Source organism: Saccharopolyspora sp. MMCC62 (assembly GCF_057736575.1).
In genome coordinates this window covers 437,286-461,849 of sequence record NZ_JBYKCM010000005.1, presented here as the reverse complement: position 1 = coordinate 461,849, position 24,564 = coordinate 437,286, and the positions used below count along the sequence as shown (strand labels likewise).

Below are 24,564 nucleotides of genomic sequence, written 5' to 3'. Positions count from 1 at the left end.
AGGCGGCCCGGGGTACTAGCCGGGCGCCCGGCGCAGGAAGCGCTCGTCCGGACGCCCGGGTCGGCCGAGCGCGCGGCGCACCCGGCGCGGCCGGTCTCCGGTGCCCGCGTAGCGGCCGGTGACCGAGACCCACCGCAGCTCGCCCGCCATCCACTGCTGCATGCCGCGCACGTAGCGCTCCAGCCGTGCGCAGCAGGCCGCATCGAGGTCGAATTCGCCGCTGAGCGCGGGAAGTTCCCAGTGCGCGACCGACTCGAACCGCCGCAGCCGCGCCGTGCACAGGTCGTCGGTGAGCGACACCGCCTGCTGCGGCCGGCAGCCGAGGAACGCCGCCACCGCCGCCACCACGTTCGGCGCCCGCGTCGTGCCGGGAGCCGCCCGGTACCGGAACAGGTCGTGGCGCAGGGCGCTGACTTCGGCGAACGTCTCGACCAGCACTCGCATCGGGGTGGCGGTGAACAGCTCGGCGGGCAGGTCTTCGGCGTGCCGGTGCCGCAGCAGCGCGGCGGTGAACTCGGCGCCGCAGCTGCGCCGCCGGGACGCGAGCAGCACCAGCGGATCGGGCGTCTCCGGCCCGTGCACCTCGGCGAGGCGGTGGTCGAACCGTTCCGCGAGCCGCACCGCGAATTCGCGGCGTCGCCGCGGTTCCAGGCCGCCGGTGGTGCGCCGCCACAGGTCCAGCAGCGCCCGCTCCCACGGTTCCCGCGGTTCCGGTGCACGGCGGAGCAGTTCCGCGAGCCGGTCCCGGAATCCGGTGGTGCGTGCGAGCAGGTGGTCGTCGGCGTACCAGGACCACACCTGCCAGTCGGCGGCCGCGTCCAATTCGTCCGCCGCCGCATCGGGTTCGGTCAGCGCCGCCAGCAGCGCGTAGTCCGCGGCGTCGAACGCGGCGGCCGTCCACGGCTTGGCGCCGTGCAGCAGGCCGTGCTCCCGGGCCCACTCGCGGGTGTGCCGCCGGGCCGCGTCCAGCCCCGGGTTCCGCCGGGTGTCGAAGGGCATGAAGAACTCGGGCAGCCGCACCTGGTTCGAGGTGCGCCGCGGTGCCGGTCGCGGTGGCCCGGCCGTCGGCACGACGGTGTCCGGCCGGCACGCCAGCAGGCCAGCGGACCAGTCCCGCAGGCCTTGGACGTAGCGCAGCACCGCGTCGCGCTCCGCCCCGTCCGCGCATTCCGCCAGCAGCGCGGGAAGTTCCGGCCCGGTGAGCTCCTCGAACCGGTGCGCGCGCCACGCCAGCAGGTCCTCGAGCATCGCCAGCGCGCGCGCCCGCGACTGCCCGAAGTGCCGCTGCAGCACCACGACGCTGTCCGAGAGCTCGGCCCGCGGCTCTTCCGGAGCACCGGCGCGCCGGGTGCGCAGCAGCACCACGTCGCAGAACGCGTCGTGCACCGCGCGGAACTCGGCACTGCCCGCGACCTGCCGCGGAATCCGCACCCGCAACCCGTAGGCCACCAGCCGCGCCGCCCACGGGCCGGGACCGCTGGTGCGGCCCGCGCCCAAGTGGTCGATCGGGTTGGGCACCCGGGACACCGCCGTCCCCGCGGATTCGGCGGCCTGCCCGCGCAGCAGGTCGATCAGCGCGGCATCGACCTGCCGCCGCCACGACGGCGCCACCCGCGCACGCAGGTCGCGCAACGCCCTGCCGACGGGATCGGCGGCGTCCCGGGATTCGGCCGCACCGGTCACGACCTCGTGCAGCCCCGCCACGTAGCGCTCGGCCACCGCACCCGAGCAGCGCCGGACGTGCCCGCGCACCGCCGCCGCCCACACCTCGAAACAGGCGATCAGCGCCAGCTCCGCGCCGGGCACGTCGGGATGGGTCCAGGCGGAGAGCAGCACCTGGTCCCGCACGGCGGCCGCGGTCACCCCGGAACCGGTGGCGTCCGGCGGGTGCGCCACCGGACCCGGGGATTCCCGACCCGGCGCGCACCCGACCGGGTCCGCGCCGGGGGAGTGCGGGGAGCTCGGGTTCCCCGCGCCCGCGTTCCGGCGAGGACCGGATAAGTCCTCATCGGACGTCAGCAGGCCCTGGTCCCGCGCCCACCGTGCGGTGAGCGCGTGCGCGCGATCCACGTGCGGGTTCAGCCGTGCACCGCACGGTGCACCGGTGCCGGGGATCTCCAAGGCCCGCATCCCGGGTCAGCCCTCGCGCCCGATCTCGACGTGCTCCAGCACGCCGAGCGCATCCGGGACCAGGACCGCGGCCGAGTAGTAGGTGCTGACCAGGTACGAGATGACGGCGCTCTCGTTGATGCCCATGAACCGCACCGACAGGCCCGGCTGGTACTCGTCCGGGATGCCGGTCTGGTGCAGGCCGACCACGCCCTGGTTCTGCTCCCCGGCGCGCAGCAGCATGATCGAGGTGGTGCGGGTGTCCGACACGCCGATCTTGTTGCTCGGCAGCAGCGGGACGCCCCGCCACGCCGGGACCTGGTGGCCCTGGAAGTCCACGTTCTGCGGGTACAGCCCCCGCTTGCTGCACTCCCGGCCGAACGCGGCGATCGCCCGCGGGTGCGCCAGGAAGAACGTCGGCTCCTTCCACACCGTGGAGAGGAGTTCGTCGAGGTCGTCGGGGGTGGGTGGGCCGGTGCGGGTGTGGATGCGTTGGGAGAGGTCTGCGTTGTGGAGGAGTCCGAAGTCGGGGTTGTTGAGCAGGTCGTGTTCTTGGCGTTCGCGGAGTGCTTCGATGGTGAGCCGCAGCTGCTGCTCGGTCTGGTTCATCGGCTGGTTGTAGAGATCGGCGACGCGGCTGTGCACGCGCAGCACGGTCTGGGCGACGCTGAGCTCGTACTCGCGGGGGCTGAGCTCGTAGTCCACGTAGGTGCCGCCGAGCGCGGGCTCGCCGCTGTGCCCGGAGTGGATATCGATCTCGGCTTCGCCGTGCTCGTTCTGCGGTTTGCCGGTGGACGTGTCGACGCCCGCGAGGTGCTGGCGCAGCGGCTCGGCCGCGTTCATCTCCTGCAGGCTCTGGTGCCGCAGCGCCAGCACGGTGCCGGAGGTGACGGCCTTGATGGTGTGGCCCCAGGTGCCGTCCGCGTTGAGCAGCGCGGACTCGCCGAAGTACTCGCCGTTGGCGAGGACGCCGAGCACCGTGTCGTCGCCGTACTCGCCGCGGCCGAGCTTGTTCACCTTGCCGTGCGCCAGCAGGAAGACCTGGTCCACCGGCTGCCCGGCCTCGACGAGGACGTCGCCGGGCTCGAAGTTCTGCTGGACGAACCGGTCGGCGAGCGCGCCGAGCACCGACTCGTCGTCGAAGTCGCGCAGCAGCGGCAGTTCGCGCAGCTCCTGCGGGATGACGCGGACGTCGGCGCCGGTGTTGGTGAAGGTCACCCGTCCGTCGCCCAACGTGTAGGTGAGCCTGCGGTTGACCCGGTAGGTCCCGCCGGTCGCCTGCACCCACGGCAGCATCCGCAGCAGCCACCGCGAGGTGATGCCCTGCATCTGCGGTGGGGTCTTGGTCGTCGTCGCGAGGTTCCGCGCGGCGGCCGTGCCCAGGCTCAGCTGCGGCCGCTCGTTCTCGTCGACACCCGAATCCGCCACGGTCACGACGTACACCACCTAATCTTTCGTTCGAGTTCTGGGAAAAGCGCCCGAATGCTCCGGTGGAGCGGGCGTGCTCGACCGCGGCGGGCATCGCTGGCCGCCGTGCCGGTGCGTTCGGACGACCCGGCCCGGTCGGGACGCGGGGTCGCCGATCAGCCGGTTCGAGGGGAACAGGCTGATTCTTCGACTGGTTTTGCTTGGGTTTTCCGCTTGGTTTTCGCGTGAATGGAAAGACGCCGACGTGGAAACCGGGCATCGGCTAATTACGTGCTCATTTCCTGGCGGAGAAGACGCTAGCACCGCCGGATGGGGCCGTACAGTCACCCGAAGGTGCTAAGGATGGCTGCTCCAGTGGCGGGCGGGACTCATGTCACCGACGATCACTCGTTCCGCCTATTGCGATCACAGGAAGTAGTTGCAGTTGGAATCAGTACGGCGCTTTCTGGTCGTTCCGCGAACGGATACCCCCGTTTTCCCGCGGGTGGGATTCACGCAGTGCGCGACGTGCTGCTCCGGCCGGGCGAAGTGCGGGGCGGTCGGTGGGAACCCGTTGCGGACTGCTTGGATCGATGCAGTAGCGTTCACGATAAACCCGGCCTTGTCGAGGCGAATTCGGCATTCCTGAAACAATCCCGAAAGGCGTCGTGCGGTGCTGGGCGGGGAACGGTGTGGCGATCAGAACGGGGTGGTCTCGCGACCGGCTTCGCGCGCGCGTCCGCGCTGCCGGCCGGGGGAAGGAGGAGGTCCGGATGCGGTGGAACCTGCGGCTGGCTGCGGCCAACCGGGGCATATGGAAAGCCGGTGACCTGCAGCGCAGGCTCGCCGAACGGGGAATGGTGATCTCCGCGGGCAAGATGTCCGCGCTGTGGTCCGGGCAGCCCGGGAGCGTGAAGCTCGCCGACCTGGACGTGCTCTGCGTCGTCCTCGACTGCGGAGTCGACGAGCTGCTCATTCCGCAACCCGAGCAGGTCCGGGTCGTCGACGGGGCCGGTGGCGCCGGGGCCGGGTGAGCGCGTGGATCCGGATCGGTCGCCGGGTCCTCCTTCGTCGATCGCGGCGGGTTCCCTTCTTCGCGGATGAGCCGGGCGAAGCGCCGTGATGATTCCGGGGCGTGCGCCTCGCAAAGTCGAATCGCATTGTTCCGGATATTTCGGAGCTCGGCCGTTGTGCGGATTTCCACTCGAGGGCGGGTGACCGGCGTTCCAGTGACTCAGCGTGGAGGGCGGACCGGGGTTCCGGTGGTGCTTCTCCGCGCGGGTCGAAGTGCGTTCTCCGGTCGAAAGTCCCGGGCTCCGCTCGTCCAAAATGGACTTGCGATGCCGGTGCCGACTTCCGGATCAGGGTCCGCCCGTTCTCGGCGGCGGTACCGTCCGGTTCAGCTGCGGAGCGTCAGGGGAAGAGTCAAGATCCACCCGATCGGGTAGTGGATTCTGATCGATCGAGCGGCATTTCGGCGGAACGTTTCCCGGGGGGCAGCCGGATCGCTATCAGTGGGGACTTCGACGAGATCAGGAGGAGTTCGATGCTGGGGTTCGGAAAACAGGTTCACCGGGGCGCGGGCAGGTGGGCGGGCGCCGTGCCGCGCCCGCAGGCACCACGCCGCAGGCGAGCGCTGCTCTCGCTGTGCTGCGGATTGGCCGTCGTGCTCGTGCCCGCCGCGCCGGTCCATGCGGCACCCGCCCCCGACCGGCCGGAACCGTGCACCGGAGTGCACGCCGGTGACGAGCGCTGGGGTCCGGCGGTGCTGCCCCGGCCGTGGCAGGAACCCGTCGGACCGCTGCTGACCGGCTACTCGCGCAGCGGGAACCTCGCGCCCGACCGGTTCCTCGCCGAGTACTGGGACCCCGACGCGGGCAGCTGGAAGTACCCGCCGCAGGACGGGTTCGAGACCCGCCCCGACGGGCGCGCCGACAAGGACGTCGAAACCCTCGACGTCGGTGACGAACTTGACCGCTTCGGGTCCGAGTACGGTTCCTTCCTCGCGCCGGCCGGCGACGACTACGCCGAACGTTCGCTGCCACCGCAGAGCCTCACCACGCGGGAACCCGGATTCCCCTGCGGATACCACCGCTACGAGGTGGCACGGCCCTTCACCGTGTGGGAAGGACCCATCGCCGCCTGGTTCGCCCAGCCCGGCGGCGGCACGCAGATCCTGCTCGATCCCGCGCTCCTCCAGCCGGGCGAAGGGCAGCGGCTGAACGTCCGGTGGTTGCTCTCCAACGGCTACCTCAAGCCCGCCGACGATCTACGGTAGTCGGATGGACCGCCGCGAACTGTTCACCCTCCTGCGCGGATCGGGTGTGGCCGAGAGCGAGCTGTGGATCGAGGGCGTGCACGAGCCCCGCATGCCGCCCACCGAATTCCTGTTCCTGCGCAAGGGAACGCAGGGCTGGGACACCGGTGTCGCCGAACGCGGCGTGTGGCACGTCATCGCCACCTCACCGGACGAGGACACGGCATGCGCCCGCCTACTACGCCTAGCCCAACCCTGACCGGAGCCGAGTGAACGGACCGTTCGCCCAATAGATCGGGACGAACGGTCCGTTCACTCGGGCGGCTAGCACAGGCCCCCCGCCCGCACCGTTCGCGAGTGAACGGACCGTTTGCCCGACTAGATGGGACGAACGGTCCGTTCACTCCAGAACTCGGCTTGCACCGGGTGCGGGGAGCTGCGCTTCGGCGCGGAGCCCACCCCGGGTGCACGACGCTCAGGGGCGGTCGAGTGAACGGACCGTTCGTCCAGCTGAATTGGACGAGCGGTCCGTTCACTTCGGGACAGCAGCAGGCCGCCGCGCGTGCAGGGAACGCGCGGCGGTGATGAGGAGATGGTCGATGGCGTTTGGTGCGCTGACCGGGCCCTGCGGTGTCGGCGCCGCAGGATTCGGCGTCTTGCCCGGAGTCGGTGGCGGGCTTGGCGCAGCAGGTCGGTACGGCAGGCAGCTTCGACGCAGGTGGTGGCGGGCGGTCAGCGGCGTTCGGGCCGGTACGGAACGGCGGTCACCTGCGGACGTGGACGTTGTCGGGCGACCTGGTACGAGCGCCGGAGCTCGTCCAGGACGGCCACCGGGTTCGAGCGGATGTGCTTCGGGAGCGTGTGCACGACGACGACCCCCGCGGCGGTCATGAGCGTGTGGCGCCGCACCGTGTTCTCGTAGCCGGCCGGTCTCAAGTGGAAGTTGAGGGAGTCGATCTGCCAAGCGAGCCCGACCTCGTCGATCCAGCCGTCGGGGACGCCCAGCAGTTTCCCGTCGGGCCCGAGCAGCCGGACGTTCCACTGCATGCTGGGCAACCCTGCTTTCCGCGCCAACCGGTAGGCCCACGCCTCGGCGGGGGAGTGGACGTTGGCTTCCATTTCTTCGAGTACGACGCGGCAGCGGGCGATCCCCCGTCTCGATCCGGCTCGCACCTCGGCGGCGAGCGCCCCGGCCGTGACCATTCCGCGTTGCACGGCCTCGGCCAGCAGCACACGAACCTGGTCCAGTGTCGGCAGTCGGCGTGCCGCGTCGAGCAATGCCCGGACGAGAGGGGCGACCCGGAATCCGTTTTGAGATGCCGGCACCGGCAAGCGGGTGGTCCGCTCGATTTCGACGAATCCTTTGCTGGCGCGTTTGCGAGATTCCGGGATGAGCATGTGCACTTCTTCCGTGTCGGGGAACTGCGTCATCCCGTGCAGCCGGCACGCGGCGATACCGGTGATCATCGCTCCGGTTCCTGCGTACTGGATCGCGGCGTCCAGGTGCTGTTCACGGGTGGGGGTACCGGAGGACAGCATGATGACCCCGGGGAGCAGCCGTTTCCACGGGCCACCGATCGACGCCCGGTGGTAGACCGTCGATCTCGGTACGCCGAGTTCATCGAGAGCGCGCGCCGTGATCACGCCGTAGGTGGCTGCGGTGGCCACCCCGTCCCAGTCGGCGATCGTTCTCCTCGGCATGACTCCACGATGACCGTTCGATTCACTTCGGCGCCACATCGATTTCAAGATCTGTGGATGAATCGACGACCTGTGGACAAGTCCACGACCCGTGGCGGAGTGAACGGACCGTTCTTCCAGCTAGATCGAGCGAAGAGTCCGTTCACTTCATGGAGATGTGGCGCGTCCGTGCGCTGATGTGAGACCTGGAATGGAATCGCAGCAATGCCTGCTCGACTGAACGGACCGTTCGTCCAGGTAGATCGGATGAACGGTCCGTTCACTCCAGCTGGGTGGGGGCGTGGCTCGGGTGCGGGCGATCACCTCCTGCCGAACCGCCCGCGCCCACCCCGGGCGTACCGTGACCTGCGGAAGGGGTGAGGGATGCGAACGACGACATCACACCGGAAGCTGGCGGCCGTCTCCGCGCTGGCGGCGCTGGCGTTGACCGGGTGCGCCGGTTACCGGACCGACCCCGGAGTGCAGCACCACGCGCCGAGCGTGTCCAGGCAGGACGTCATCACCAAGATCGGGTTCGTGACGCAGGACGAGTGCTACACGCGTGCTGCTGAGCACGGCACCGTGCGCTGCGAGCGCTACTTGGCGCAGGTGCGCAACATCGCGCTCAGCGCCACCGACTCGATCGAGAACCCGCCGGAGATCACCGGCCCAGCGCACGCGTTGCAGCAGCGGGTGACCGAGCTGTCGGGACGAGGGTGCTTCCCGCCGCAGCCCGGCACCGAGCAGGACTGCACCCGCCTCCTCGTAGCCGTCGACTCGGCGCTGGACGACCTCCGCACCGCGCTCGTCGCCGCCCCTCCAGGGTGAGACAAGATCACTCTCCGTTGAGGAAATCCCTGGCATAGCGCACAAATCGGTGCTTTCCGCGACCGCTTCACCACACGCGGAGCGGCGGGTTGATACTGCGGTGGTGACGAGTTCGGTACGAGTGGGAGTGGACATCCGCCCGTTCCGCGCCTGGGTACTCGCGCCCGAGCGGTTGCGCGGTCTCGCCGACCGCCACGCCACGCCGTGGGATCGCGTGGACGTCGAGAACTCGGTGCGGTTGCTGGACGAGTGGAAGCGCCTCGAGGTCCTCGCCCGCGAGGAACGTCCCGCCATGTACGTCTACGAGCAGGTCGGCCCGCTGGGCGTGCAACGCGGCGTGATCTCCGCGGTGCACTTGGACAGCAGGCTGTTGCCGCACGAGGACATCGCTCCCGCGCACACCGATGCCATGGTCGAGCTGATGCGCGAGGGCCGGATGAGCATGCCGCCGATCCTGCTCGGATACGGCGGAACCGACCGCACTGCCGAACAGCTGGACGCCGCCACCCGGCAACGGCCGTTGACGGAATTGCGCACCCCGGACGGTCAGCAGCACCGGGTGTGGCGGCTCGGCGAACGGTCCACCTGCGGCGAGATCATCGATGCGCTGCACGAGCGGTCCGCGCTGATCGCGGACGGGCACCACCGCCACGTCGCCGCTCGCCGGTTCCGGCGCGAAGTGCACGCGGCCGGCTACGGGCGCGGTCCCTGGGACTACATCCCCGCGCTGCTCGTCGACACCAAGCGCAGCCCGCTGCGGTTGCGGCCGGTGCACCGGGTATTGCCGCACGCCGATCCGTGGAAGGCGCTTGCCGCCGCGCAGCAGTGGTTCCAGATCACGGCGTTGAGCGGGCCGCTCGAGGAGTGGCTCGACGTGCTGCGGGCGCGGTCGTACCACGGTGCCGCGTTCATCGTCGCCACGTCGGACCGCGCCTTTCTGCTGGATCGCCCCAACGCCGAATTCCTGCAGGGGCCGTGTGCGCGGTTCCCGGAGTCGTTGCGCGCGATGCACATCTCGGTGCTGCAGGCGTACCTCGACGCGGTGGCGGAGTCACCGGTGCTCTACGAGCCGAGCGCGCCGCGGGCGTTGCACGCGGTGCGGGAACTCGGTGGCATCGCGGCGATCGCATTTCCGCCGAGCCGGATGGACCTGTCTGCGGCAGCGGCCACCGGTGTTCGCCTGCCGGTGAAGTCGACGGCGTTCGGCCCCGACCCGCATCCCGCCCTGGTGCTCCGCGCGTTGCCGAGCCCGCGGCGCCCGTGAACGAGCCCGTCGAAGACGCCCGCCCGCGTTCGAGCGAGTGAACGGACCGTTCGTCCGATCTATCGGGACGAACGGTCCGTTCACTCGCCCCGTCGCGGTGGAGCTTCGTCGGGCTCGTCCGTCCGTCGTCGAACCGGGTCGAAGTGAACGGACCGTTCGCCTAATCAGATGGGACGAACGGTCCGTTCGCTCGACGTCGTGATCGAGCGGAGTGAGGTGGAGTGAACGGACCGTTCGCCCAACTAGATGGGACGAACGGTCCGTTCACTCCGATGCAGTTGGGGTGGTGGGGTGGAAGTTGCGGAGCCGCAAGCTGTTCGCCGCCACGAACGCCGAGGAGAAGCCCATCGCGGCGCCGGCGATCATCGGGTTGAGCAGGCCTGCCGCGGCCAGCGGGATGGCGGCGACGTTGTAGGCGAACGCCCAGAACAGGTTGCCCTTGATGGTGCGCAGCGTCGCGCGGGACAGCCGGATGGCATCGACGGCGGCGCGGAGGTCGCCGCGGACGAGGGTGAGGTCGGAGGCTTCGATGGCCACGTCGGTCCCGGTGCCCATCGCGAGCCCCAGGTCGGCCTGCGCGAGGGCGGCGGCGTCGTTGATGCCGTCGCCGACCATCGCGACGGCCCGTCCTTCGCCCTGCAGCCGGCTGATCACGGCGGCCTTGTCCTGCGGCAGCACTTCGGCGATGACCTCGTCGATGCCGACGTCAGCGGCGACGGCGACGGCCACGGCCCGGTTGTCGCCGGTGAGCAGCACGGGCCGCAGCCCGAGGTCGCGGAGGCCGCGGACGGCTTCGGCGGAGGTGGGTTTCACGGTGTCGGCGACGTCGAGCACGGCCCGCGCGGATCCGTCCCAGGCGAGGACGACGGCGGTGCGCCCTGCGCTCTCGGCGGCGGCCTTCGCGTCGCGCAGCGGAGCGGGCAGTTCGCCGGAGAAGATCCGGCCGATGCTGACGCGGTGCCCGTCGACGGTGGCCTGCACGCCGAGTCCTTCGACGTTGCCGAAGTCGGTGGCTGCGGGGAGTTCTCCGACGCGGTCGGCGGCACCGCGGGCGATGGCGCGGGCGATGGGGTGTTCGGAGCCGTGCTCGGCGGCTCCGGCGAGCCGCAGTGCCTGCTGTTCGTCGGTGCCATCGGCGAGGTGGATGCCGGAGAGCGCCATCTGCCCGGTGGTGACGGTGCCGGTCTTGTCGAGCACGACGGTGTCGATGCGCCGGGTCGATTCGAGCACTTCGGGGCCCTTGATGAGCACGCCGAGCTGGGCGCCGCGCCCGGTGCCGACGAGCAGCGCGGTCGGTGTGGCGAGTCCGAGCGCGCAGGGGCAGGCGATGATGAGCACGGCGACGGCGGCGGTGAACGCGGCGTCGGCGCCGCTGCCCGCGAGCAGCCAGCCGGCGAGGGTGGCGAGCGCGAGGCCGATCACGATCGGCACGAACACCGCGGAGATCCGGTCGGCGAGCCGCTGCACCGCGGCCTTGCCGGTCTGGGCTTGTTCGACGAGCCGCGCCATCTGGGCGAGCTGGGTGTCCGCGCCGACGCGGGTCGCGCGCACGACGAGCCGTCCGCCGGAGTTGACGGTGGCGCCGACGACGGTGTCGCCGGGCCCGACTTCGACGGGCACGGATTCGCCGGTGAGCATGGCGGTGTCGATGGCGGAGCCGCCTTCGTCGACGGTGCCGTCGGTGGCGATCTTCTCACCGGGCCGCACCACGAACAGGTCGCCGACGGCGAGGTCGTCGACGGGGATGCGCTGTTCGCGTCCGTCGCGGAGCACGGCGACGTCCTTCGCGCCGAGTTCGAGCAGGGCGCGCAGCGCTGCTCCGGCGTGCCGCTTGGAGCGCGCTTCGAAGTAGCGCCCGGCGAGGATGAACGTGGTGACCCCGGCCGCGACCTCCAGGTAGATGGATCCGTCGCCGCTGCCGCCGAGCTCGAAGCCGTGCGTCATGCCGGGCATTCCGGCGGTGCCGAACACCAGCGCGTACAGCGACCAGAGGAACGCGACGAGGGTGCCGAGGGACACGAGGGTGTCCATGGTGGTGGCGCCGTGGCGCAGGTTCGTCCACGCGGCCCGGTGGAACGGGGCGCCGCCGAGGACGACGACGGGCGCGGCGAGCACCAGCGACACCCACTGCCAGTAGGTGAACTGGAACGCGGGCACCATGGCCAGCACGATCACCGGTGCGGCGAGCACGGCCGAGGTGATCAGCCGGTCGCGCAGCGCGGTGGTCTCGGCGGCGTCGTCGGTCTCGTCCGGTTCGGGGACGGTGGCGGTGTACCCGGCGGATTCGACCTGGTCGATGAGCCGTTGCCGGTCGAGTTCGGCCGGGTAGGTGACGGCGGCCTTCTCGGTGGCGTAGTTGACGGTGGCGGTGACCCCGTCGAGCTTGCGCAGTTTGCGCTCCACCCGGTTCGCGCACGACGCGCAGGTCATGCCGCCGATGCTCAGTTCGACGTGCCGTCCGGTTCCGGTCGGCGTTCCCGTGCTCATCGTGCGTTCTCCTGTTCCCCCGGGGGTGCGGAAGCGGCGGGTGCGGCGGGTGCCGCGCCCGCCGCGGTGGTCACGCCGTCACCAGCTGGTAGCCGGCCTCCTCGACCGCGCCGCGGACCGCGCCGTCGGACAGCGGTTCGGCGCTGGTCACGGTCACCGCACCGGTGGCGAGGTCGACGGCGACGTCGGAGACGCCGGCGATCTCGCTGATCTCCTCGGTCACCGAGCTCACGCAGTGGCCGCAGGTCATCCCGGTGACGGTGTAGGTCGACTGGCTCATGTACGTCCCCTTCTCGTGGTTCGTGGTTCGTGGTGCTGGTCAGGACCGGACGAGCCGGGCGATCGCCGCGGCCGCCTCGGCGACCTTGGCGTCGGCCGCCTCGCCGCCTTCGGTGAGCGCTTCGGCCACGCAGTGCTTGAGGTGCTCGTCGAGCAGCCCCAGCGCGACGGACTGCAGCGCTTTGGTGGTGGCGCTGATCTGGGTGAGCACGTCGATGCAGTACTTGTCGTCCTCGATCATCTTGGCGAGGCCGCGGACCTGCCCTTCGATGCGGCGTAGCCGCTTGGCGTATTCGTCCTTGTCCTGGGTGTACCCGTGCATCGCCGTCCTCCCCGGTCCGGTGCCCACCGGTCCCTCACCAGCACAGGTATACCCCTGGGGGGTATGCGTGTCAATTGTGGGCGGTCGCGGTCGGGGGAGAACGCGCAGTTCAGCGCGGGTGGTGCCGGAGCGCCGAGCGCGGTGCCGCCCGCCCGCAAGATCGAATTCACGCCACGGCCTCCCGTTCGGCGGCCCGTTCGGCGTAGGTTCCGGTCGTTCCGTCGGCCGATCGCCCCCGCAGGGGCGGGAGGAGTGCCCGTGCACCGAACGACCCGCATCACCGTGGCCCTGCTGTTCGCGGCCTGGACGGTCGACTACGTGGACCGGCTCATCATCAACGTGGCGCTGCCGTCGATCGGCGAGGAGTTCGGGCTGGGGCACGGGGAGCGCGGGCTGGTGGTGTCGGCGTTCTTCCTCACCTACGCGCTGATGCAGATTCCCGGCGGGCTGCTCGCGGACCGCTTCGGCGGGGTGCGGGTGGCGGCGGTCGCGCTGCTGCTGTGGTCGGTGTTCACCGGGTTGACCGCGCTGGCCTGGTCGTTCGCCTCGCTGGTAGTCGTGCGGCTGTGCTTCGGCGCCGCGCAGGGCCTGTTCCCCGGGGCATCGGTGAGCGCGTTGAGCGCGCGCAGCACCCCGCAGCAGCGGCTTACCGCGAACGGGTGGATGCAGAGCTCCAACGCGGTGGGCGCGCTGCTGGCGTCGGTCGTGGGCGCGGTGCTGCTGTCGCTGTGGGACTGGCGGGTCGGTTTCGCGGTGGTGGCCGTGCTGGGGCTGCTGGTGTTCGCGGCGGTGCTGCGGTGGATGCCGGAGCCGCTCGATCCGGAGCTCACCGGCCCCGCGCGGGCCCGCGGTGGCGTGGGGCGGTTGCTGCGGTCGCCGGTGCTGTGGGGGTTCGCGGCGATGTTCTTCGCCTACGACGTGGTGAGCTGGGGGATCGGCACCTGGACCACCTCGTACCTGGTGGAGGTGCACGGCCTGGCGATCGGCGAGGCGAGCCTGGCGCTGATCGGTCCGACGCTGCTGGGCGCGGCCGGGACGGTGCTGGGCGGGCGGTTGTCGGACCGGTTCGGCGGGCGGCCGCGGCTGCTGGTGGTGCCGAGCATGCTGGTGGTGGGGGTGCTGCTGTTCCTGCTGCCGCGGCTGCCGTCGGTGCCGCTGTTCGTGGCGTGCTTGACGGTGCTCGGCGGGGTGGCGGGGCTGGCGTACCTGCCGTGCTTCTCGGTGCCGCTGCGCAGCCTGCCCGCGGGGCTCACCGGCGCCGCGGGCGGCATGATCATGTTCGGCGGGCAGCTGGCCGGGGTGCTGAGCCCCGGCGTGTTCGGCTACGTCGTGGAGCACGGCGGCTACACCACCGCGTTCACGGCGCTGCTGGTCGGGCCGGTGCTGGCGATCGCGGTGGTGCTGGTGGTGCCGCAGACCACCGAGCGGTTCCGGGCCCGCTTCGAACCGGAGCCGGAGCTCGCTACCGCTCGTTGACGTCTTCCAGGGGACGCCCGGTCGAGCGCGGGCCGAACAGGCCGATGTCCGCGCTCACCCCGATCATCGCGGCGGCGACCACCGCGAACAGCACCCCGGCTCCCTGCGCGTGCAGCAGCGGCACCAGCACGAACGGCATCGCGCCGGTGGTCAGCCGGGACAGCGAGTACGTCCAGGACGCGGCGGTGGCGCGGATGTGCGTCGGGAAGATCTCCGCCTGGTAGATGTGGAACGCGTTCGAGAACACGTTGCTCATCGCGGTGTAGAGGAACCCGAACGCCACGATCGGCAGCGTCGAGGCGGACAGTCCGAACGCGAGGCCCAGCACCATCATGCCCAGCGCGGAGGCGATCACCAGGTGCTTGCGCTCCATCCGCTCCACGAACGGCAGCGACAGCGCCGCACCGGCCGGATAGCCGAGGTAGGTGACGGCGCTGAACAGCAGCGTGTCGGTGATCTCGTAGCCCTTCGCGGCCAGCACCAGCGGCACCATCGTGCCGAACCCGTAGTAGCCGACGGTCTGCAGCACCTGGAACACCGCCATCATCGCGGTGCGGCGGCCGTAGGGGGCGGTGACGAGGTCGCGGAGCCCGCCCGCCGGTCGCGGTGCGCCGCGCGCGGGTTCGGGTTCGGGGGCCTCGGCGCCGGTGGCGCGGGCCTGCGCTTCGAGCTCGTCGACGAGGGCTTCGGCTTCGGCCTGCCTGCCGGTGGCGGCGAGCCAGCGCGGTGATTCGGGCAGCCCGCGCCGCAGCAGGAACACCACGACGGCGCCGAGCGCGCCGAGCGCGAACATCCAGCGCCAGCCCGCGATGCCCAGCGGTGCGGCGGGCACCAGCCAGTGCGCGAGGAAGCCTGCGGCGGGCACGCCGAGGAACGCCACGGTGTAGGCCCAGGCGATGTACCGGCCGCGGCGCTTCGCGGGCAGCAGGTCGCTGAGGTAGGCGTCCGCCAGCGGTGGTTCGGCGCCGATGCCGACGCCGGCGACGAACCGGGTGGCGGCCAGCATCCACGGCCCGGTGCTGAACGCGCCCAGCAGCGAGAAGAGCGAGTACACGGCGAGGCTGAGCAGGAACGCGCGGCGGCGCCCGATGCGGTCGGCGAGCCGGCCGAGTAGCAGCGTGCCGACGAACATGCCGAGGAACGTGGAGGCCAGCACCAGCGGCAGTTCGGCCTTGCCGAGCTGGAACTCCTGCACGAGCGCGGTGCTGAGCACCGGCGTCAGGAAGATCTCGTACATGTCGAAGAAGAGCCCCAGCCCGACGGCGGTGGTGGCCTTCCGGTGCATGCCGATCAGCGGGAGGCGATCCATCCGCCCCGCGATCGAGGGTCCTCCTGTGGTGGAACTCGACACCGCCCGCTCCTTCGCAGCCGATCAGGCACCGACGGTCCTGGACGATACGACGGCCCGGCCGCCAGGTGATCGGCCGTGCGGCGGTGGGCGGCTTCGGACGACCTGAGAGTGCTCCGCACCTGCGGCTTTGACATTTGTACCCGTAAGTACAATCATTGTGCTGCAAGGTACAAAACACGAGGAGGCACGCATGACGACCCACCAGGTCGGCAAGGTCCGGATGTCCGAAGAAGGCGTCGCCCCCGCCGACGCCCGGCCCGACTTCACCTTCGACGAGGCCAAGGCCGACCTCCGCCGCAGGCAGAACCCGAAGGCCGACAAGTACAAGAACGCGAAGTTCCTCTCCGCCACCGTCCCCATCGACCGGGACGCCGCGAACCACGTCCTGCCCGCCGGGGTCAAGATGGACGAGAGCAGCACCGCCACCCTGTTCGTCGTCGACTACCCGTGGACCAACTTCAACAGCACCTACCGCGAAGCCGCGCTGTTCCTCAACGTCAAGCACGGCCCGTTCCGCGCCGCGCACTGCCCGTGGATCGTCGTCGACGACGACACCGCGCTCATCGGCGGCCGCGACACCCTCGGCTTCCCCAAGAAGATCGCCGAGATCGACTGGGCCGAGCACGACGACCGCATCGAGGCCGTCGTGCGCCGCCGCGGCGTCGACCTCATCCGCGTCACCGGCCGCTTCGGCGACGAGGTCGACTCGGTGCCGCCGATCTTCAACCAGCCGTTCCGCAACGTCATCGGGACCGTCGGGCTCTCCGTTCCCCGGCTCGTCACCTTCAGCACCGTCGACCACCCGCTGGAACAGCGCGCCGCCGACGTCGACCTCACCATCGGCGGCTCCTACACCGACCCGCTCGACACCCTCATCTCCGGGCCGTCGCTGAACGCGCACTACCGCCGCGTCAACATGAGGGTCGGCAAGATGCCGCTGCCGGTGGGACTGGTCTCGCCGACCTTCCTGCTGCGCATGCACCCGATGCGCGACAGCTGAGACGAACCGGGGAGGACGCGGCCATGACCGGCGCCAAAGGGGGACGCGCGCAGCACCTGCCGCTCGCCGTCCGCAAGGAACTCGTGCTCGACGCCGCACTGCGCGTGTCCGCGCGCGACGGAGACGCCGTGTCCATGGACGCCGTGGCCGCCGAAGCCGGCGTCGCCAAAACCGTGCTGTACCGGTGCTGGAACAACCGCGACACCATGCTCCAGGCCCTCGACGAACGGGAAAGCCGCCGCTTCACCGAACAGCTCGCCACCGCCCTCGACGCGGCCCGCGCCGAACCCGACCCGGCCACCGCGCTGCGCGACGTGCTCATCGCCTACTACACGGCGGTCCGCGACGCGCCCGAGAGCTACCGGCTGCTGTACGGAACCCAGGTGCGGGCCGACCGGGCGCGCGCCGTCCAAGGCTCCCGGGCACGGGCCGCCGAACGGCTCATGCCCGTGCTGCGCGACTGGCTCGGGGCCTCCGCCCCGCACGCCGATCGCCGCGCCGCGACGCTGGCCGCGCTCGCCGTCGGGGCGGCCGAATCCGGGGCCCGGCTGCTGCTGGACACCGATGCCGACTGGACGCCCGAGGAGCTCGCCGACTCGGTGAGTACCTTGTTCGCCGGTGGGGTGCCCGGGTTCCAGGAGTAGTGGGGCTTGTTCGGGGGTGGTTCCGATGGGGCTTCGGTGTCCGGTCCGGGGGCCCGGGGGAGTGGCGGCGGTTCGTGCGGCCGGTCCTCCTCCGGCGGTGATCGCTTCCGGTGGTGATCGTCGTCAGCGCCGAACGCCTGTCCGCACACCCCACTGCCACGTGCCCCCCGAACCTGAGCGAACGACCGTTCGCCGAACAAGCCCGGCCGAGTCCGCGCACCCCACCGACCACCAACCCGCTCCCGCCCACTCCCGGAGTGAACGGACCGTTCGCCCAACAAGATCGGACCAACGGACCGTTCGCCTGCCCGCCACCCCCTCGATCTGGAGTGAACGGACCGTTCGCTCAAGTAGATGGGACGAACGGTCCGTTCACTATCTGCTGGCCCCTCGTGGAAGTCGCCTGGCCCCGCTGACCGTTCGTGCGGGTCGTCCGACCTGCTGGCCGTTCGTGCCGGACACCTGGTTCGTCGGCCGGGTGGCCTTGCTGATCGTCCTGCTCGCTGTCCCTCGCTGATCGCTCGGCTCGCAGCGCGCCGGACTCCGTTGATCGATCAGTTCGCTGATCACCTGACCCGCTGATCGCCTCGCCCGTTGATCACCCGATCCACCGATTCGCCCGATCCGCCGACCGCCCGTGTTCTCCCCGCCGAGCGACCACCGCTCGGGGGAGAGCGCACGGTTCCCCGTCTCGCCCCGGAAACGGGCGCACCGCGAAAGGACACTCCCATGTCAGCTGTCCTCGATCCGTCGATCCCCGCCACCATGCGCGCGGCCCGGTTCGACACCGCCACCGGCGAGCTCGCCGTCCGCGACGTGCCCGTCCCCCGACCGGGCCCCGGTGAGGTGCTCGTGCGTGTCGCCGCCTGCGGCATCTGCCAGTCCGACCTCAGCCAGCTCGACGGCCACATCCGGCCGCGGCTGCCGGAGATCACGCCCGGGCACGAGGCCGCCGGAGTCGTCGCCGCGCTCGGCGCCGGCGTGCGCAACCGGCTGGTCGGCGACCGGGTCGTCATCGCCGCGGGCAAGGAATGCGGTGAATGCCCCGAATGCCGCCACGGCGGTGGCACCGATCGGTGCGAAGACCTCCAGGTACTCGCGTTCCACTACGACGGCGCCTGGGCCGAATACGTGCTGACCTCCGCGGTCTCGCTCGTCGACGTCCCCGAATCGGTGCCGCTGGAGCATGCCGCCGTGCTCGCCGACGCGGTGTCCACCCCGTACGGCGCCATCGACACCGCGCAGCTGCGGGCCGCCGAATCCGTCGGGATCTGGGGGCTCGGCGGTGTCGGCACCCACCTCGTGCAGCTCGCCCGGATCTGCGGCGCTTCGCCGATCATCGCGCTCGACCCGCTGGAATCCGCCCGCGAACGGGCGCTCGGGCTCGGGGCCGACTTCGCTCTCGATCCGGGGGAGCCGGACGTCGCCGAGCGGATCGCCGAGATCACCGGTGGGCGCGGGCTGCGGGCCGCGTTCGATTGCGTGGGGCGCACCGCCACCTTCACCCAGGCCGACGCGGCGCTAGGGCACCGCGGCAGGCTCGTGCTCGTCGGGATCTCGCCCGACCGGCTCGCCGTCGGGCCGGAGATCCACTTCGTGCGCAACCGGCATACCGTCATCGGTCACACCGGTTATCGGATGCGCCACCTCGAAGACCTGGTGGAGCTGACCGACCGCGGCAGGCTCGACGTCTCCGGCTCGGTCAGTGCCGTGCTCCCGCTCGACGAGGTCGCCGAAGGAATCCGGCGGCTGCGGGAGCACGAGGGAAACCCGATCAGAATCCTCCTCCGCCCCTGATCTGAGTGAGCGGACCGTTCGTCCGGCTAGATGGGACGAACGGTCCGTTCACTCCAAGGTCCTGTTCGGCCGGAACCGGGACGGGGCGCGCAGCCCGCTACGCCACCATCCCGACTCCGAGGTCGAGTGAACGGACCGTTCGTCCGATCTGTTCGGGCAAACGGTCCGTTCACTCGACATCGGATGTTCGTGTGCGATCGGTTTCGGTGCGGGTGAGCGGACCGTTCGTCCAGCTAGATCGGACGAACGGTCCGTTCACTTCGATGTGCGGGTGGGTGTGGGGGTCAGGGGGTCGGGTGCAGCGACGGGCCACCGATCAGTTCCTGCACGGCGGCTCGCAGGTCCGGGAGGTCGGGGCCGCCGGGGGTGGCTGCGAACGGCGTGTGCTCGGAGGTCACGGGGCCGTCCACCGGGAACACCTGCTCCTCCGCGGGCAGCGGCACCGACGGGCACACCGCGTCGTCCGGTCGCGACCCGTGCAGCAGGAACACGTTGACCATGCCGTCCACGCACGGGTTGTCCTGCGTCGCGTACTGGCCGTGCATCGGGGAGTCGTCGACGGAGACGCGGCTGACGCCGGGCGCCTCGCGCAGCGCCGCGTCGGACTGCTCGTACCCGGTCTGCGGGTCGAACTCGCCTTGCACGACGAGCACCCGGTCGGCGACCTCGGCGGGCAGTTGCGGCAGCTCCTGCCGCGGCCCGTCGGACCAGGGCCCGCAGACCTCGCCGAGCCCGTAGGCCCACCCGAACAACGGCAGTTCGGGTCCTTGCTCGTCGCTGAGCCGCCGGTACTCCTCGGCGGACTTCGTCGGCTGGTCACCGCAGGCCACCGCGGCGCGGGTGCCCGCGACGTCCTGGTAGTCCGGGGTGATCGCGGCGGCGACCCGCTGCGGCGTCAGCTCGGCCAGCGGCACCCCGAAGCCGGCCTGGCTGCGCGCATCGAGCCGTTCCCGCAGCTGCGCGGGCACCGCGTCGGGCGCGGGCTGCTGCTGGTCGGTTTCCAGCCCGGCGACGAACACCGCGGTCGCCAGCAGCCAGCCGAATTCGCTGCCCTGGCCGACGAAGAGGCTGTCGAACGCGTCGGGGGAGACGCCCTGCGCCGCGTACTGCTCCCGCGCCCGCTCCCACGCCTGCCGCGCCGAGCCGACGTCGGTGCCGACGAGTTCCGGCAGCTGCCGCGTCGTCCACGGCAGGTACACCTCGTCGAACCAGCGCTGGCTGATGCGCGGGAAGTCCTCGAACGCGGCCTGCAGCCGGCCCTGCCAGTTCACGTTCGAGTCGAGCACGACCTTGCCGGTGTGCTCGGGGAACAGCGACGCGTACTTCGCGCCGAGCCAGGTTCCGTACGAGTAGCCGAGGTAGTTCAGCCGCTCCTCGCCGAGCAGCGCCCGGACGAGGTCCACGTCGTGCGCGGTCTGCCAGGTGGTGATGTAGGGGGCGAGCGCGTCGCTCTGGCAGGCCTCGGCGATGGCGCGCGGCGTCTTCTGGTGCTCGGCGATGCTCGCCGCGGAGCGGTCCCGCGCGTCGAGGCCCTCGGACTGCGGTAATCGGTCCACCGGCACGTGGCAGACGAATCCCTGCTGGTCGGGCGCGGTTCCGCCTTCGTGGCCGGTGCCGCGCGGGTCCATGCCGACGAGGTCGTAGGCGTGGTGCAGGTCGGGTTGCAGCCCGGCGATCGCCCCGGCCAGCGAACTCCCCTGTCCGCCGGGGCCGCCCGGGTTCAGCAGCATCGCGCCCTGGCGTTCGCCGTCGGCGCGGACCCGGCTGATCGAGACCGCGAGGTCGGGTCCCGCTTCGGGCGCGGCCCAGTCGCGGGGGACGGTGACCGTGGCGCACTCGGCGGGCACGGCCCCGTCGGCGGTGTCGAAGGGGCACGGGCCCCAGTCGAGTTGCTGGTCCGCGTAGCGCTCGGGCGCCGCGGGTTCGGCGGCGGCCACGCCGGGCACGCCGGCCGCCAGCAGTCCCAGGCAGGCGGTGGTGAGGACCGCCCGCGCCATCGTTGAATCGCGCATTCGAATCTCCTCGGATCGGTTTCCGGGGCAAGGGTCGCGCGATTCCTCGCGTATATGCATTGGTCTCCGGAATGAATTGTTCAATGCGCTTTTAGTTCGCGAGAACGAGGCGGGTGGCCGAAAGTACGAAATGTGTCCGAGCGGCTTGATCTCGATTCTTCGGCACGGCTAACTTCCTCGGCATGAATTCGAATCTCGCACTTCCCGTCGCCCCGAAGAGCATCAACCTCGCCGCCCTGTCCTACCTGCTCTCCGCAGTGGTCCCGCTGGTGTGGAGCTTGGTTCTGATCGCCGGGGGCGACTACCCGGTTCCCGAGGGTGTCGCGCCGGAGCAGGCCGATCTCCTCATGAAGATGTCCGCGGTCTTCTCCGTGGTCCCGCTGTTGCTGTACCTGTGGCTGGTCGTGAAGCTGCGCGGTGGTCGCGGCTGGGCCCGGATCGTGCTCGCGATCTTCGCCGTTCTGCACGTGGCGGCGCTGTTCGGCCCGGCCGCGGGTGCCGCCGAGTACATCGGTCTCGCCCTGTCGGCGGCCGGTCTGGTGCTGAGCTTCCTGCCCGAGTCCAACCGGTACGTCGTCGACGTCAAAGCGGTCCGCTGAGCCGTCGCCCGCACTGCGCTAAGGTCGGTGATCATGAGCAGTCCGTGGTACTTCGGGCCGCCTGCCCGGCGCGGGTTGTTCGCCGCGGAGGTCGTCGCGCTGGCGCTGGTCTACGTCGGCGACATGGTCTCGATGGTGCGGCTGGGGCTGGACGTCTCGCCCACCGCCGCGTTCCTGGTCCCGTCGAGCGGCACCATCATCGCCCTGCTGGCGGTGCTGCGGCGGCGGTTCCCCGCACACGTCGGCAGGTTGGCCGCCGCCTCGATCGTGCTCAGCGCGCTGAGCACGGTGATCGGCGAATCCCTCGGCGCGGCCGGGATGAGTCCCGGGCTGCTCCCGGCCGGTGCCGAGATCGTCGGGCTGTCCCTGCTGGTCGGGGCCGCGTGCCGGCGGCTGCGGCCGCGGGCGGCGGTGCTGGTCGCGGCGGGCAGCGTGCTGGCCCTGCTGGGGGCGGCGCTGCTGCGCTACGACGGCACCCCGCGTGCCGTGCTCGCGGTCGCGGCGGCCCTGATCTGGGGTCTCGCCCTGGCGATCGGGCTGGTGCTGCGCGATGCCGACAACCGCAGGCGAAACGAGCTCGTCGAGGTCCGCACCGGCGAGCGGCTGCGGCTGGCCCGCGAGCTGCACGACCTGGTCGCGTTCCACGTCAGCGGCATCGTGGTGCGGGCGAACGCGGCCCGCGCGGTGGCCGGGAATCCGCGCGCGGCCAAGGAGGATCCGGTCGAGGTCTACACCGAGATCGAGGATGCGGGCGCGGAAGCGCTCGCCGCGATGCGCAGGCTCGTCGGTATGCTCCGCACCGACGATGACGATTCCCTCCCGCAGGGCACCGGATTCGGCGCCGCGGTGCGGCAGGCGGCCGGGGTGCACGCGGCAGTGGACCTGACCGCCGACCTGGACGAGGTGCCGGTGCACCCGGAGCTGGCGACGACCGCGCACCGGATCGTGCTGGAGGCGTTGACCAACGCCCGCAAGCACTCCCCGGACGCCACCGACCCCCGGGTCACCGGCCGCCGCGAGGGGGCGGAACTCGTCCTCGTCGTGGAAAACGACAACGTGCCGTCGGTGTCGCCGGATCGCACCGGCTCCGGGTACGGGCTGGTCGGCATGGCCGAACGCGTGGAGGCGGTCGGCGGCACCGTGCAGGCCGGTCCCGCCCCGGGCCGCCGGTGGCGGGTCACCGCCCGATTCCCGGTCGACGTGCCGCGGCGCCCCGGCGACCAGGGAGACCTCCGGTGACCATTCGCGTTCTCATCGCCGACGACCAGACGCTCGTGCGCACCGGTTTCCGGCTCATCCTCAGCGCCGAACCGGACCTGGAGGTCGTCGGCGAGGCCGCGGACGGCGAGGCCGCCGTCAGCATGGCCCGCGAGCTGCGGCCCGACGTGACGCTGATGGACATCCAGATGCCGAAGGTCGACGGGCTGCAGGCGACGCGGCTGCTGGCCGGTCCGGACGTCGCGGACCCGCTGAAGGTCGTGGTGGTCACCACCTACGACGTGGACGAGAACGTGTACGCGGCGCTGCTGGCCGGGGCGCGCGGCTTCCTGCTCAAGGACGCGGGCGCGACGCTGCTGATCAACGCGGTGCACGCGGCCGCGGACGGCGACTCGATGATCTCCCCGTCGGTGACGACGCGGCTGCTGCAGCACTTCACCGGCCCGGGCAAGCGGCCGATGGGGCGCGGCGAGACGCCGCTAACCGAGCGCGAGCTGGACGTGGTGCTGGCGGTGGCGCGCGGCGCCACGAACGCGGAGATCGCCGCCGAATTGCACGTGTCGCTGTCCACGGTGAAGTCGCACCTGGCGAGCTCGCAGCAGAAGCTGTCGGCCCGCAACCGCACGGAGATCGCGATCTGGGCCTGGCAGCACGGCCTGGTCAGCTGAATCGCGCTCGCACCTCGGCCGGGGGTGCCTCGCCGGTCCGGTCGGCTGCCGCCGCCCCGTCGGTCCGGACCTCGCCGGACTGGACCTCGCCGGACTGCGCGGGCCCGGTCGACGGCGCAGCCGCAGGCGACGGTGCAGCCTCGTCCGACGGGGCGGACCCAGCCGACGGTGCAGCCTCGTCCGACGGGGCGGACCCAGCCGACGGCGCGGCCTCGGGCGACGGCGCAGCCTCGTCCCGCGCGGGCCCGGCCGGTTCCGCCGGAACCCGCACCACGTGGGTGCGGGCCACGATGTCACCGAGCCGTTGGTGCTGCGGCGTCACGATCATCAGCACCAGTCCGACGAGCCCGAAGAACATGGCGTCCACCGAGACCAGCAGCCACCGCGCGTTGTGCTGCGCCAGCCGGGCCCGTTCACCGTCGATCGCGATGACGCGCAGCCGCAGCCACCGCATGACGATGGTGCTGCCGTCGTGGCGGTACGGGAACCACACGTGCCACCACCAGTTCTCCGCGATCATCAGCGCGAAGAAGACGGCGAAAGCGACGACGAACGCGGGTGACGGCGACATCCCGAACTTGATGAGCGGTATCGCGAGCACCACCGCCAGCAGCATCTGCAGCATGCACACCAGCCACAGCAGCAGGGCGTCCAGCGCGATCTGCGTGCACCGCCTGCCCAGGAAGGCCGCTTTCGCCCGCGGATCGGTGGCGTCCTGCGCCGGGTTCTGCACGGTCGGCACCATCGCGTTCTCCCTGGGGCGGCTGCGGTCGGCCCATGGTACTCGGCGCCGGAACACCCCCGTGCCCGGCCGAACGCGTTGCGGCGCAAGGGTTTCGGCGGTGTCGTACTTTCGGCCGGGGTGCGCGGCGGAGGTTTCGTCCCTCGGCCCGATGTTCCCGCGGCGCGGGACCGGCAGGCTCCTCGGTGTCGATGGACGAGGTCGCCCGGTAGGCGGGCGGCGGAAGTGGAGCGAGACGATGAACAAGCGCAACGTGGTGAACGCCCTGGTGCTGGTCCTGGTGTCCCTGTCGGTGGTGCCGACCCTGATCCGCGCCGAGCACTGGTCGGTGCTGAACTACGTGACCGCGGGAGCGCTGGCGGTCGGGGTGGTCTGGTTCGTGGTGGACGTGGCGCGCGCCGCGGGGGCCGGCCGGTCGAGCTGA

The 24,564-nt window shown here is 71.2% G+C and carries 22 protein-coding genes; 13 read left to right on the top strand and 9 right to left on the bottom strand.

What is annotated here, in order from left to right; all coding sequences use genetic code 11:
• Nucleotides 1-15 precede the first annotated feature (15 nt).
• A complete protein-coding gene (locus AC29IT_RS15435; protein WP_488219120.1) occupies nucleotides 16-1,896 on the bottom strand; it encodes a terpene synthase family protein in 1,881 nt (626 codons plus the stop codon).
• A gap of 240 nt (nucleotides 1,897-2,136) precedes the next feature.
• Complete coding sequence (locus AC29IT_RS15430; protein ID WP_488219137.1) at nucleotides 2,137-3,543, bottom strand: family 2B encapsulin nanocompartment shell protein; 1,407 nt, start codon at nucleotides 3,541-3,543, stop codon at nucleotides 2,137-2,139.
• 746 nt (nucleotides 3,544-4,289) lie between these two features.
• Between AC29IT_RS15430 and AC29IT_RS15425 the strand changes: the two genes are divergently transcribed.
• The 3 genes from AC29IT_RS15425 (at nucleotide 4,290) to AC29IT_RS15415 (ending at nucleotide 6,032) form a co-directional block, all read left to right on the top strand.
• On the top strand, nucleotides 4,290-4,550 hold the full coding sequence (locus AC29IT_RS15425; protein ID WP_358437082.1) for a helix-turn-helix domain-containing protein: 261 nt from the start codon (nucleotides 4,290-4,292) through the stop codon (nucleotides 4,548-4,550).
• Between the two features lie 566 nt (nucleotides 4,551-5,116).
• A complete protein-coding gene (locus tag AC29IT_RS15420) occupies nucleotides 5,117-5,794 on the top strand; it encodes a TNT domain-containing protein (protein ID WP_358437079.1) in 678 nt (225 codons plus the stop codon).
• Nucleotides 5,795-5,798: 4 nt separating this feature from the next.
• Complete coding sequence (locus tag AC29IT_RS15415; RefSeq protein WP_488219119.1) at nucleotides 5,799-6,032, top strand: hypothetical protein; 234 nt, start codon at nucleotides 5,799-5,801, stop codon at nucleotides 6,030-6,032.
• A 473-nt stretch (nucleotides 6,033-6,505) separates the two neighbouring features.
• Here the strand turns inward: AC29IT_RS15415 and AC29IT_RS15410 are convergent, their stop codons facing one another.
• Nucleotides 6,506-7,474, bottom strand: coding sequence for a hypothetical protein (locus AC29IT_RS15410; protein WP_488219118.1), 969 nt, complete (start codon nucleotides 7,472-7,474; stop codon nucleotides 6,506-6,508).
• Between the two features lie 363 nt (nucleotides 7,475-7,837).
• Between AC29IT_RS15410 and AC29IT_RS15405 the strand changes: the two genes are divergently transcribed.
• Together AC29IT_RS15405 and AC29IT_RS15400 are read left to right on the top strand one after the other, a co-directional pair.
• Nucleotides 7,838-8,281, top strand: coding sequence for a hypothetical protein (locus tag AC29IT_RS15405; RefSeq protein WP_358437076.1), 444 nt, complete (start codon nucleotides 7,838-7,840; stop codon nucleotides 8,279-8,281).
• 103 nt (nucleotides 8,282-8,384) lie between these two features.
• A complete protein-coding gene (locus tag AC29IT_RS15400; RefSeq protein WP_358437073.1) occupies nucleotides 8,385-9,545 on the top strand; it encodes a DUF1015 family protein in 1,161 nt (386 codons plus the stop codon).
• Nucleotides 9,546-9,809: 264 nt separating this feature from the next.
• On the opposite strand, the gene AC29IT_RS15395 is transcribed toward AC29IT_RS15400, so the two are convergent.
• The 3 genes from AC29IT_RS15395 to AC29IT_RS15385 form a co-directional block, all read right to left on the bottom strand.
• On the bottom strand, nucleotides 9,810-12,032 hold the full coding sequence (locus AC29IT_RS15395) for a heavy metal translocating P-type ATPase (protein ID WP_488219117.1): 2,223 nt from the start codon (nucleotides 12,030-12,032) through the stop codon (nucleotides 9,810-9,812).
• A gap of 70 nt (nucleotides 12,033-12,102) precedes the next feature.
• The gene (locus AC29IT_RS15390) at nucleotides 12,103-12,312 is read right to left on the bottom strand and encodes a heavy-metal-associated domain-containing protein (protein WP_358437068.1); all 210 of its coding nucleotides are present in this window, start codon (nucleotides 12,310-12,312) and stop codon (nucleotides 12,103-12,105) included.
• A 39-nt stretch (nucleotides 12,313-12,351) separates the two neighbouring features.
• Nucleotides 12,352-12,633: a metal-sensitive transcriptional regulator gene (locus AC29IT_RS15385; RefSeq protein ID WP_488219116.1), complete on the bottom strand. Its 282-nt coding sequence runs from the start codon at nucleotides 12,631-12,633 to the stop codon at nucleotides 12,352-12,354.
• 258 nt (nucleotides 12,634-12,891) lie between these two features.
• On the opposite strand from AC29IT_RS15385, the gene AC29IT_RS15380 reads away from it, so the two are divergent.
• Nucleotides 12,892-14,109: an MFS transporter gene (locus AC29IT_RS15380; RefSeq protein WP_488219115.1), complete on the top strand. Its 1,218-nt coding sequence runs from the start codon at nucleotides 12,892-12,894 to the stop codon at nucleotides 14,107-14,109.
• On the opposite strand, the gene AC29IT_RS15375 is transcribed toward AC29IT_RS15380, so the two are convergent.
• Nucleotides 14,096-15,418 (bottom strand): MFS transporter, encoded by a 1,323-nt coding sequence (locus AC29IT_RS15375; protein ID WP_488219114.1) that lies wholly within the window; start codon nucleotides 15,416-15,418, stop codon nucleotides 14,096-14,098. The two genes, AC29IT_RS15380 and AC29IT_RS15375, sit on opposite strands and share 14 nt — an antisense overlap.
• A 232-nt stretch (nucleotides 15,419-15,650) precedes the next feature.
• Here AC29IT_RS15375 and AC29IT_RS15370 point away from each other — a divergent pair, with 232 nt between their 5' ends.
• From AC29IT_RS15370 to AC29IT_RS15360, 3 genes are all read left to right on the top strand, one after another.
• Complete coding sequence (locus AC29IT_RS15370) at nucleotides 15,651-16,460, top strand: acetoacetate decarboxylase family protein (protein ID WP_488219113.1); 810 nt, start codon at nucleotides 15,651-15,653, stop codon at nucleotides 16,458-16,460.
• 23 nt (nucleotides 16,461-16,483) lie between these two features.
• The gene (locus AC29IT_RS15365) at nucleotides 16,484-17,104 is read left to right on the top strand and encodes a TetR/AcrR family transcriptional regulator (RefSeq protein ID WP_488219112.1); all 621 of its coding nucleotides are present in this window, start codon (nucleotides 16,484-16,486) and stop codon (nucleotides 17,102-17,104) included.
• Nucleotides 17,105-17,833: 729 nt separating this feature from the next.
• Nucleotides 17,834-18,901 (top strand): zinc-binding dehydrogenase, encoded by a 1,068-nt coding sequence (locus AC29IT_RS15360; protein ID WP_358437055.1) that lies wholly within the window; start codon nucleotides 17,834-17,836, stop codon nucleotides 18,899-18,901.
• Between the two features lie 284 nt (nucleotides 18,902-19,185).
• Here AC29IT_RS15360 and AC29IT_RS15355 read toward each other — a convergent pair whose 3' ends face one another.
• Nucleotides 19,186-20,913 carry an alpha/beta fold hydrolase gene (locus AC29IT_RS15355; protein WP_488219111.1) on the bottom strand — a complete coding sequence of 576 codons (1,728 nt, stop codon included), beginning with the start codon at nucleotides 20,911-20,913 and terminating at the stop codon, nucleotides 19,186-19,188.
• A gap of 182 nt (nucleotides 20,914-21,095) precedes the next feature.
• Between AC29IT_RS15355 and AC29IT_RS15350 the strand changes: the two genes are divergently transcribed.
• Genes AC29IT_RS15350 through AC29IT_RS15340 form a run of 3 tightly spaced genes read left to right on the top strand, consistent with a single transcriptional unit; the run spans nucleotide 21,096 to nucleotide 23,398 of the window.
• Nucleotides 21,096-21,512 (top strand): hypothetical protein, encoded by a 417-nt coding sequence (locus tag AC29IT_RS15350; RefSeq protein ID WP_488219110.1) that lies wholly within the window; start codon nucleotides 21,096-21,098, stop codon nucleotides 21,510-21,512.
• 33 nt (nucleotides 21,513-21,545) lie between these two features.
• Nucleotides 21,546-22,751 carry a sensor histidine kinase gene (locus tag AC29IT_RS15345; protein WP_488219109.1) on the top strand — a complete coding sequence of 402 codons (1,206 nt, stop codon included), beginning with the start codon at nucleotides 21,546-21,548 and terminating at the stop codon, nucleotides 22,749-22,751.
• Entirely contained in the window at nucleotides 22,748-23,398 is a 651-nt protein-coding gene (locus AC29IT_RS15340) for a response regulator (protein ID WP_358437044.1), read from the top strand. The genes AC29IT_RS15345 and AC29IT_RS15340 overlap by 4 nt, the downstream gene beginning before the upstream one ends.
• Here AC29IT_RS15340 and AC29IT_RS15335 read toward each other — a convergent pair.
• Nucleotides 23,391-24,143 (bottom strand): RDD family protein, encoded by a 753-nt coding sequence (locus AC29IT_RS15335; RefSeq protein WP_488219108.1) that lies wholly within the window; start codon nucleotides 24,141-24,143, stop codon nucleotides 23,391-23,393. The genes AC29IT_RS15340 and AC29IT_RS15335 overlap by 8 nt on opposite strands.
• Nucleotides 24,144-24,378: 235 nt before the next feature.
• Here AC29IT_RS15335 and AC29IT_RS15330 point away from each other — a divergent pair, with 235 nt between their 5' ends.
• The gene (locus AC29IT_RS15330; protein ID WP_358437038.1) at nucleotides 24,379-24,564 is read left to right on the top strand and encodes a hypothetical protein; all 186 of its coding nucleotides are present in this window, start codon (nucleotides 24,379-24,381) and stop codon (nucleotides 24,562-24,564) included.

What these genes read in the sequence shown, in the direction of transcription:
- AC29IT_RS15360 (WP_358437055.1), top strand. Translation starts at nt 17,834, where the DNA reads ATGTCAGCTGTCCTCGATCCGTCGATCCCCGCCACCATGCGCGCGGCC.
- AC29IT_RS15405 (WP_358437076.1), top strand. Translation starts at nt 7,838, where the DNA reads ATGCGAACGACGACATCACACCGGAAGCTGGCGGCCGTCTCCGCGCTG.
- AC29IT_RS15425 (WP_358437082.1), top strand. Translation starts at nt 4,290, where the DNA reads ATGCGGTGGAACCTGCGGCTGGCTGCGGCCAACCGGGGCATATGGAAA.
- AC29IT_RS15345 (WP_488219109.1), top strand. Translation starts at nt 21,546, where the DNA reads ATGAGCAGTCCGTGGTACTTCGGGCCGCCTGCCCGGCGCGGGTTGTTC.
- AC29IT_RS15385 (WP_488219116.1), bottom strand. Translation starts at nt 12,633, where the DNA reads ATGCACGGGTACACCCAGGACAAGGACGAATACGCCAAGCGGCTACGC.
- AC29IT_RS15335 (WP_488219108.1), bottom strand. Translation starts at nt 24,143, where the DNA reads ATGGTGCCGACCGTGCAGAACCCGGCGCAGGACGCCACCGATCCGCGG.
- AC29IT_RS15355 (WP_488219111.1), bottom strand. Translation starts at nt 20,913, where the DNA reads ATGCGCGATTCAACGATGGCGCGGGCGGTCCTCACCACCGCCTGCCTG.
- AC29IT_RS15395 (WP_488219117.1), bottom strand. Translation starts at nt 12,032, where the DNA reads ATGAGCACGGGAACGCCGACCGGAACCGGACGGCACGTCGAACTGAGC.
- AC29IT_RS15410 (WP_488219118.1), bottom strand. Translation starts at nt 7,474, where the DNA reads ATGCCGAGGAGAACGATCGCCGACTGGGACGGGGTGGCCACCGCAGCC.
- AC29IT_RS15365 (WP_488219112.1), top strand. Translation starts at nt 16,484, where the DNA reads ATGACCGGCGCCAAAGGGGGACGCGCGCAGCACCTGCCGCTCGCCGTC.
- AC29IT_RS15390 (WP_358437068.1), bottom strand. Translation starts at nt 12,312, where the DNA reads ATGAGCCAGTCGACCTACACCGTCACCGGGATGACCTGCGGCCACTGC.
- AC29IT_RS15350 (WP_488219110.1), top strand. Translation starts at nt 21,096, where the DNA reads ATGAATTCGAATCTCGCACTTCCCGTCGCCCCGAAGAGCATCAACCTC.
- AC29IT_RS15370 (WP_488219113.1), top strand. Translation starts at nt 15,651, where the DNA reads ATGACGACCCACCAGGTCGGCAAGGTCCGGATGTCCGAAGAAGGCGTC.
- AC29IT_RS15375 (WP_488219114.1), bottom strand. Translation starts at nt 15,418, where the DNA reads ATGGATCGCCTCCCGCTGATCGGCATGCACCGGAAGGCCACCACCGCC.
- AC29IT_RS15415 (WP_488219119.1), top strand. Translation starts at nt 5,799, where the DNA reads ATGGACCGCCGCGAACTGTTCACCCTCCTGCGCGGATCGGGTGTGGCC.
- AC29IT_RS15330 (WP_358437038.1), top strand. Translation starts at nt 24,379, where the DNA reads ATGAACAAGCGCAACGTGGTGAACGCCCTGGTGCTGGTCCTGGTGTCC.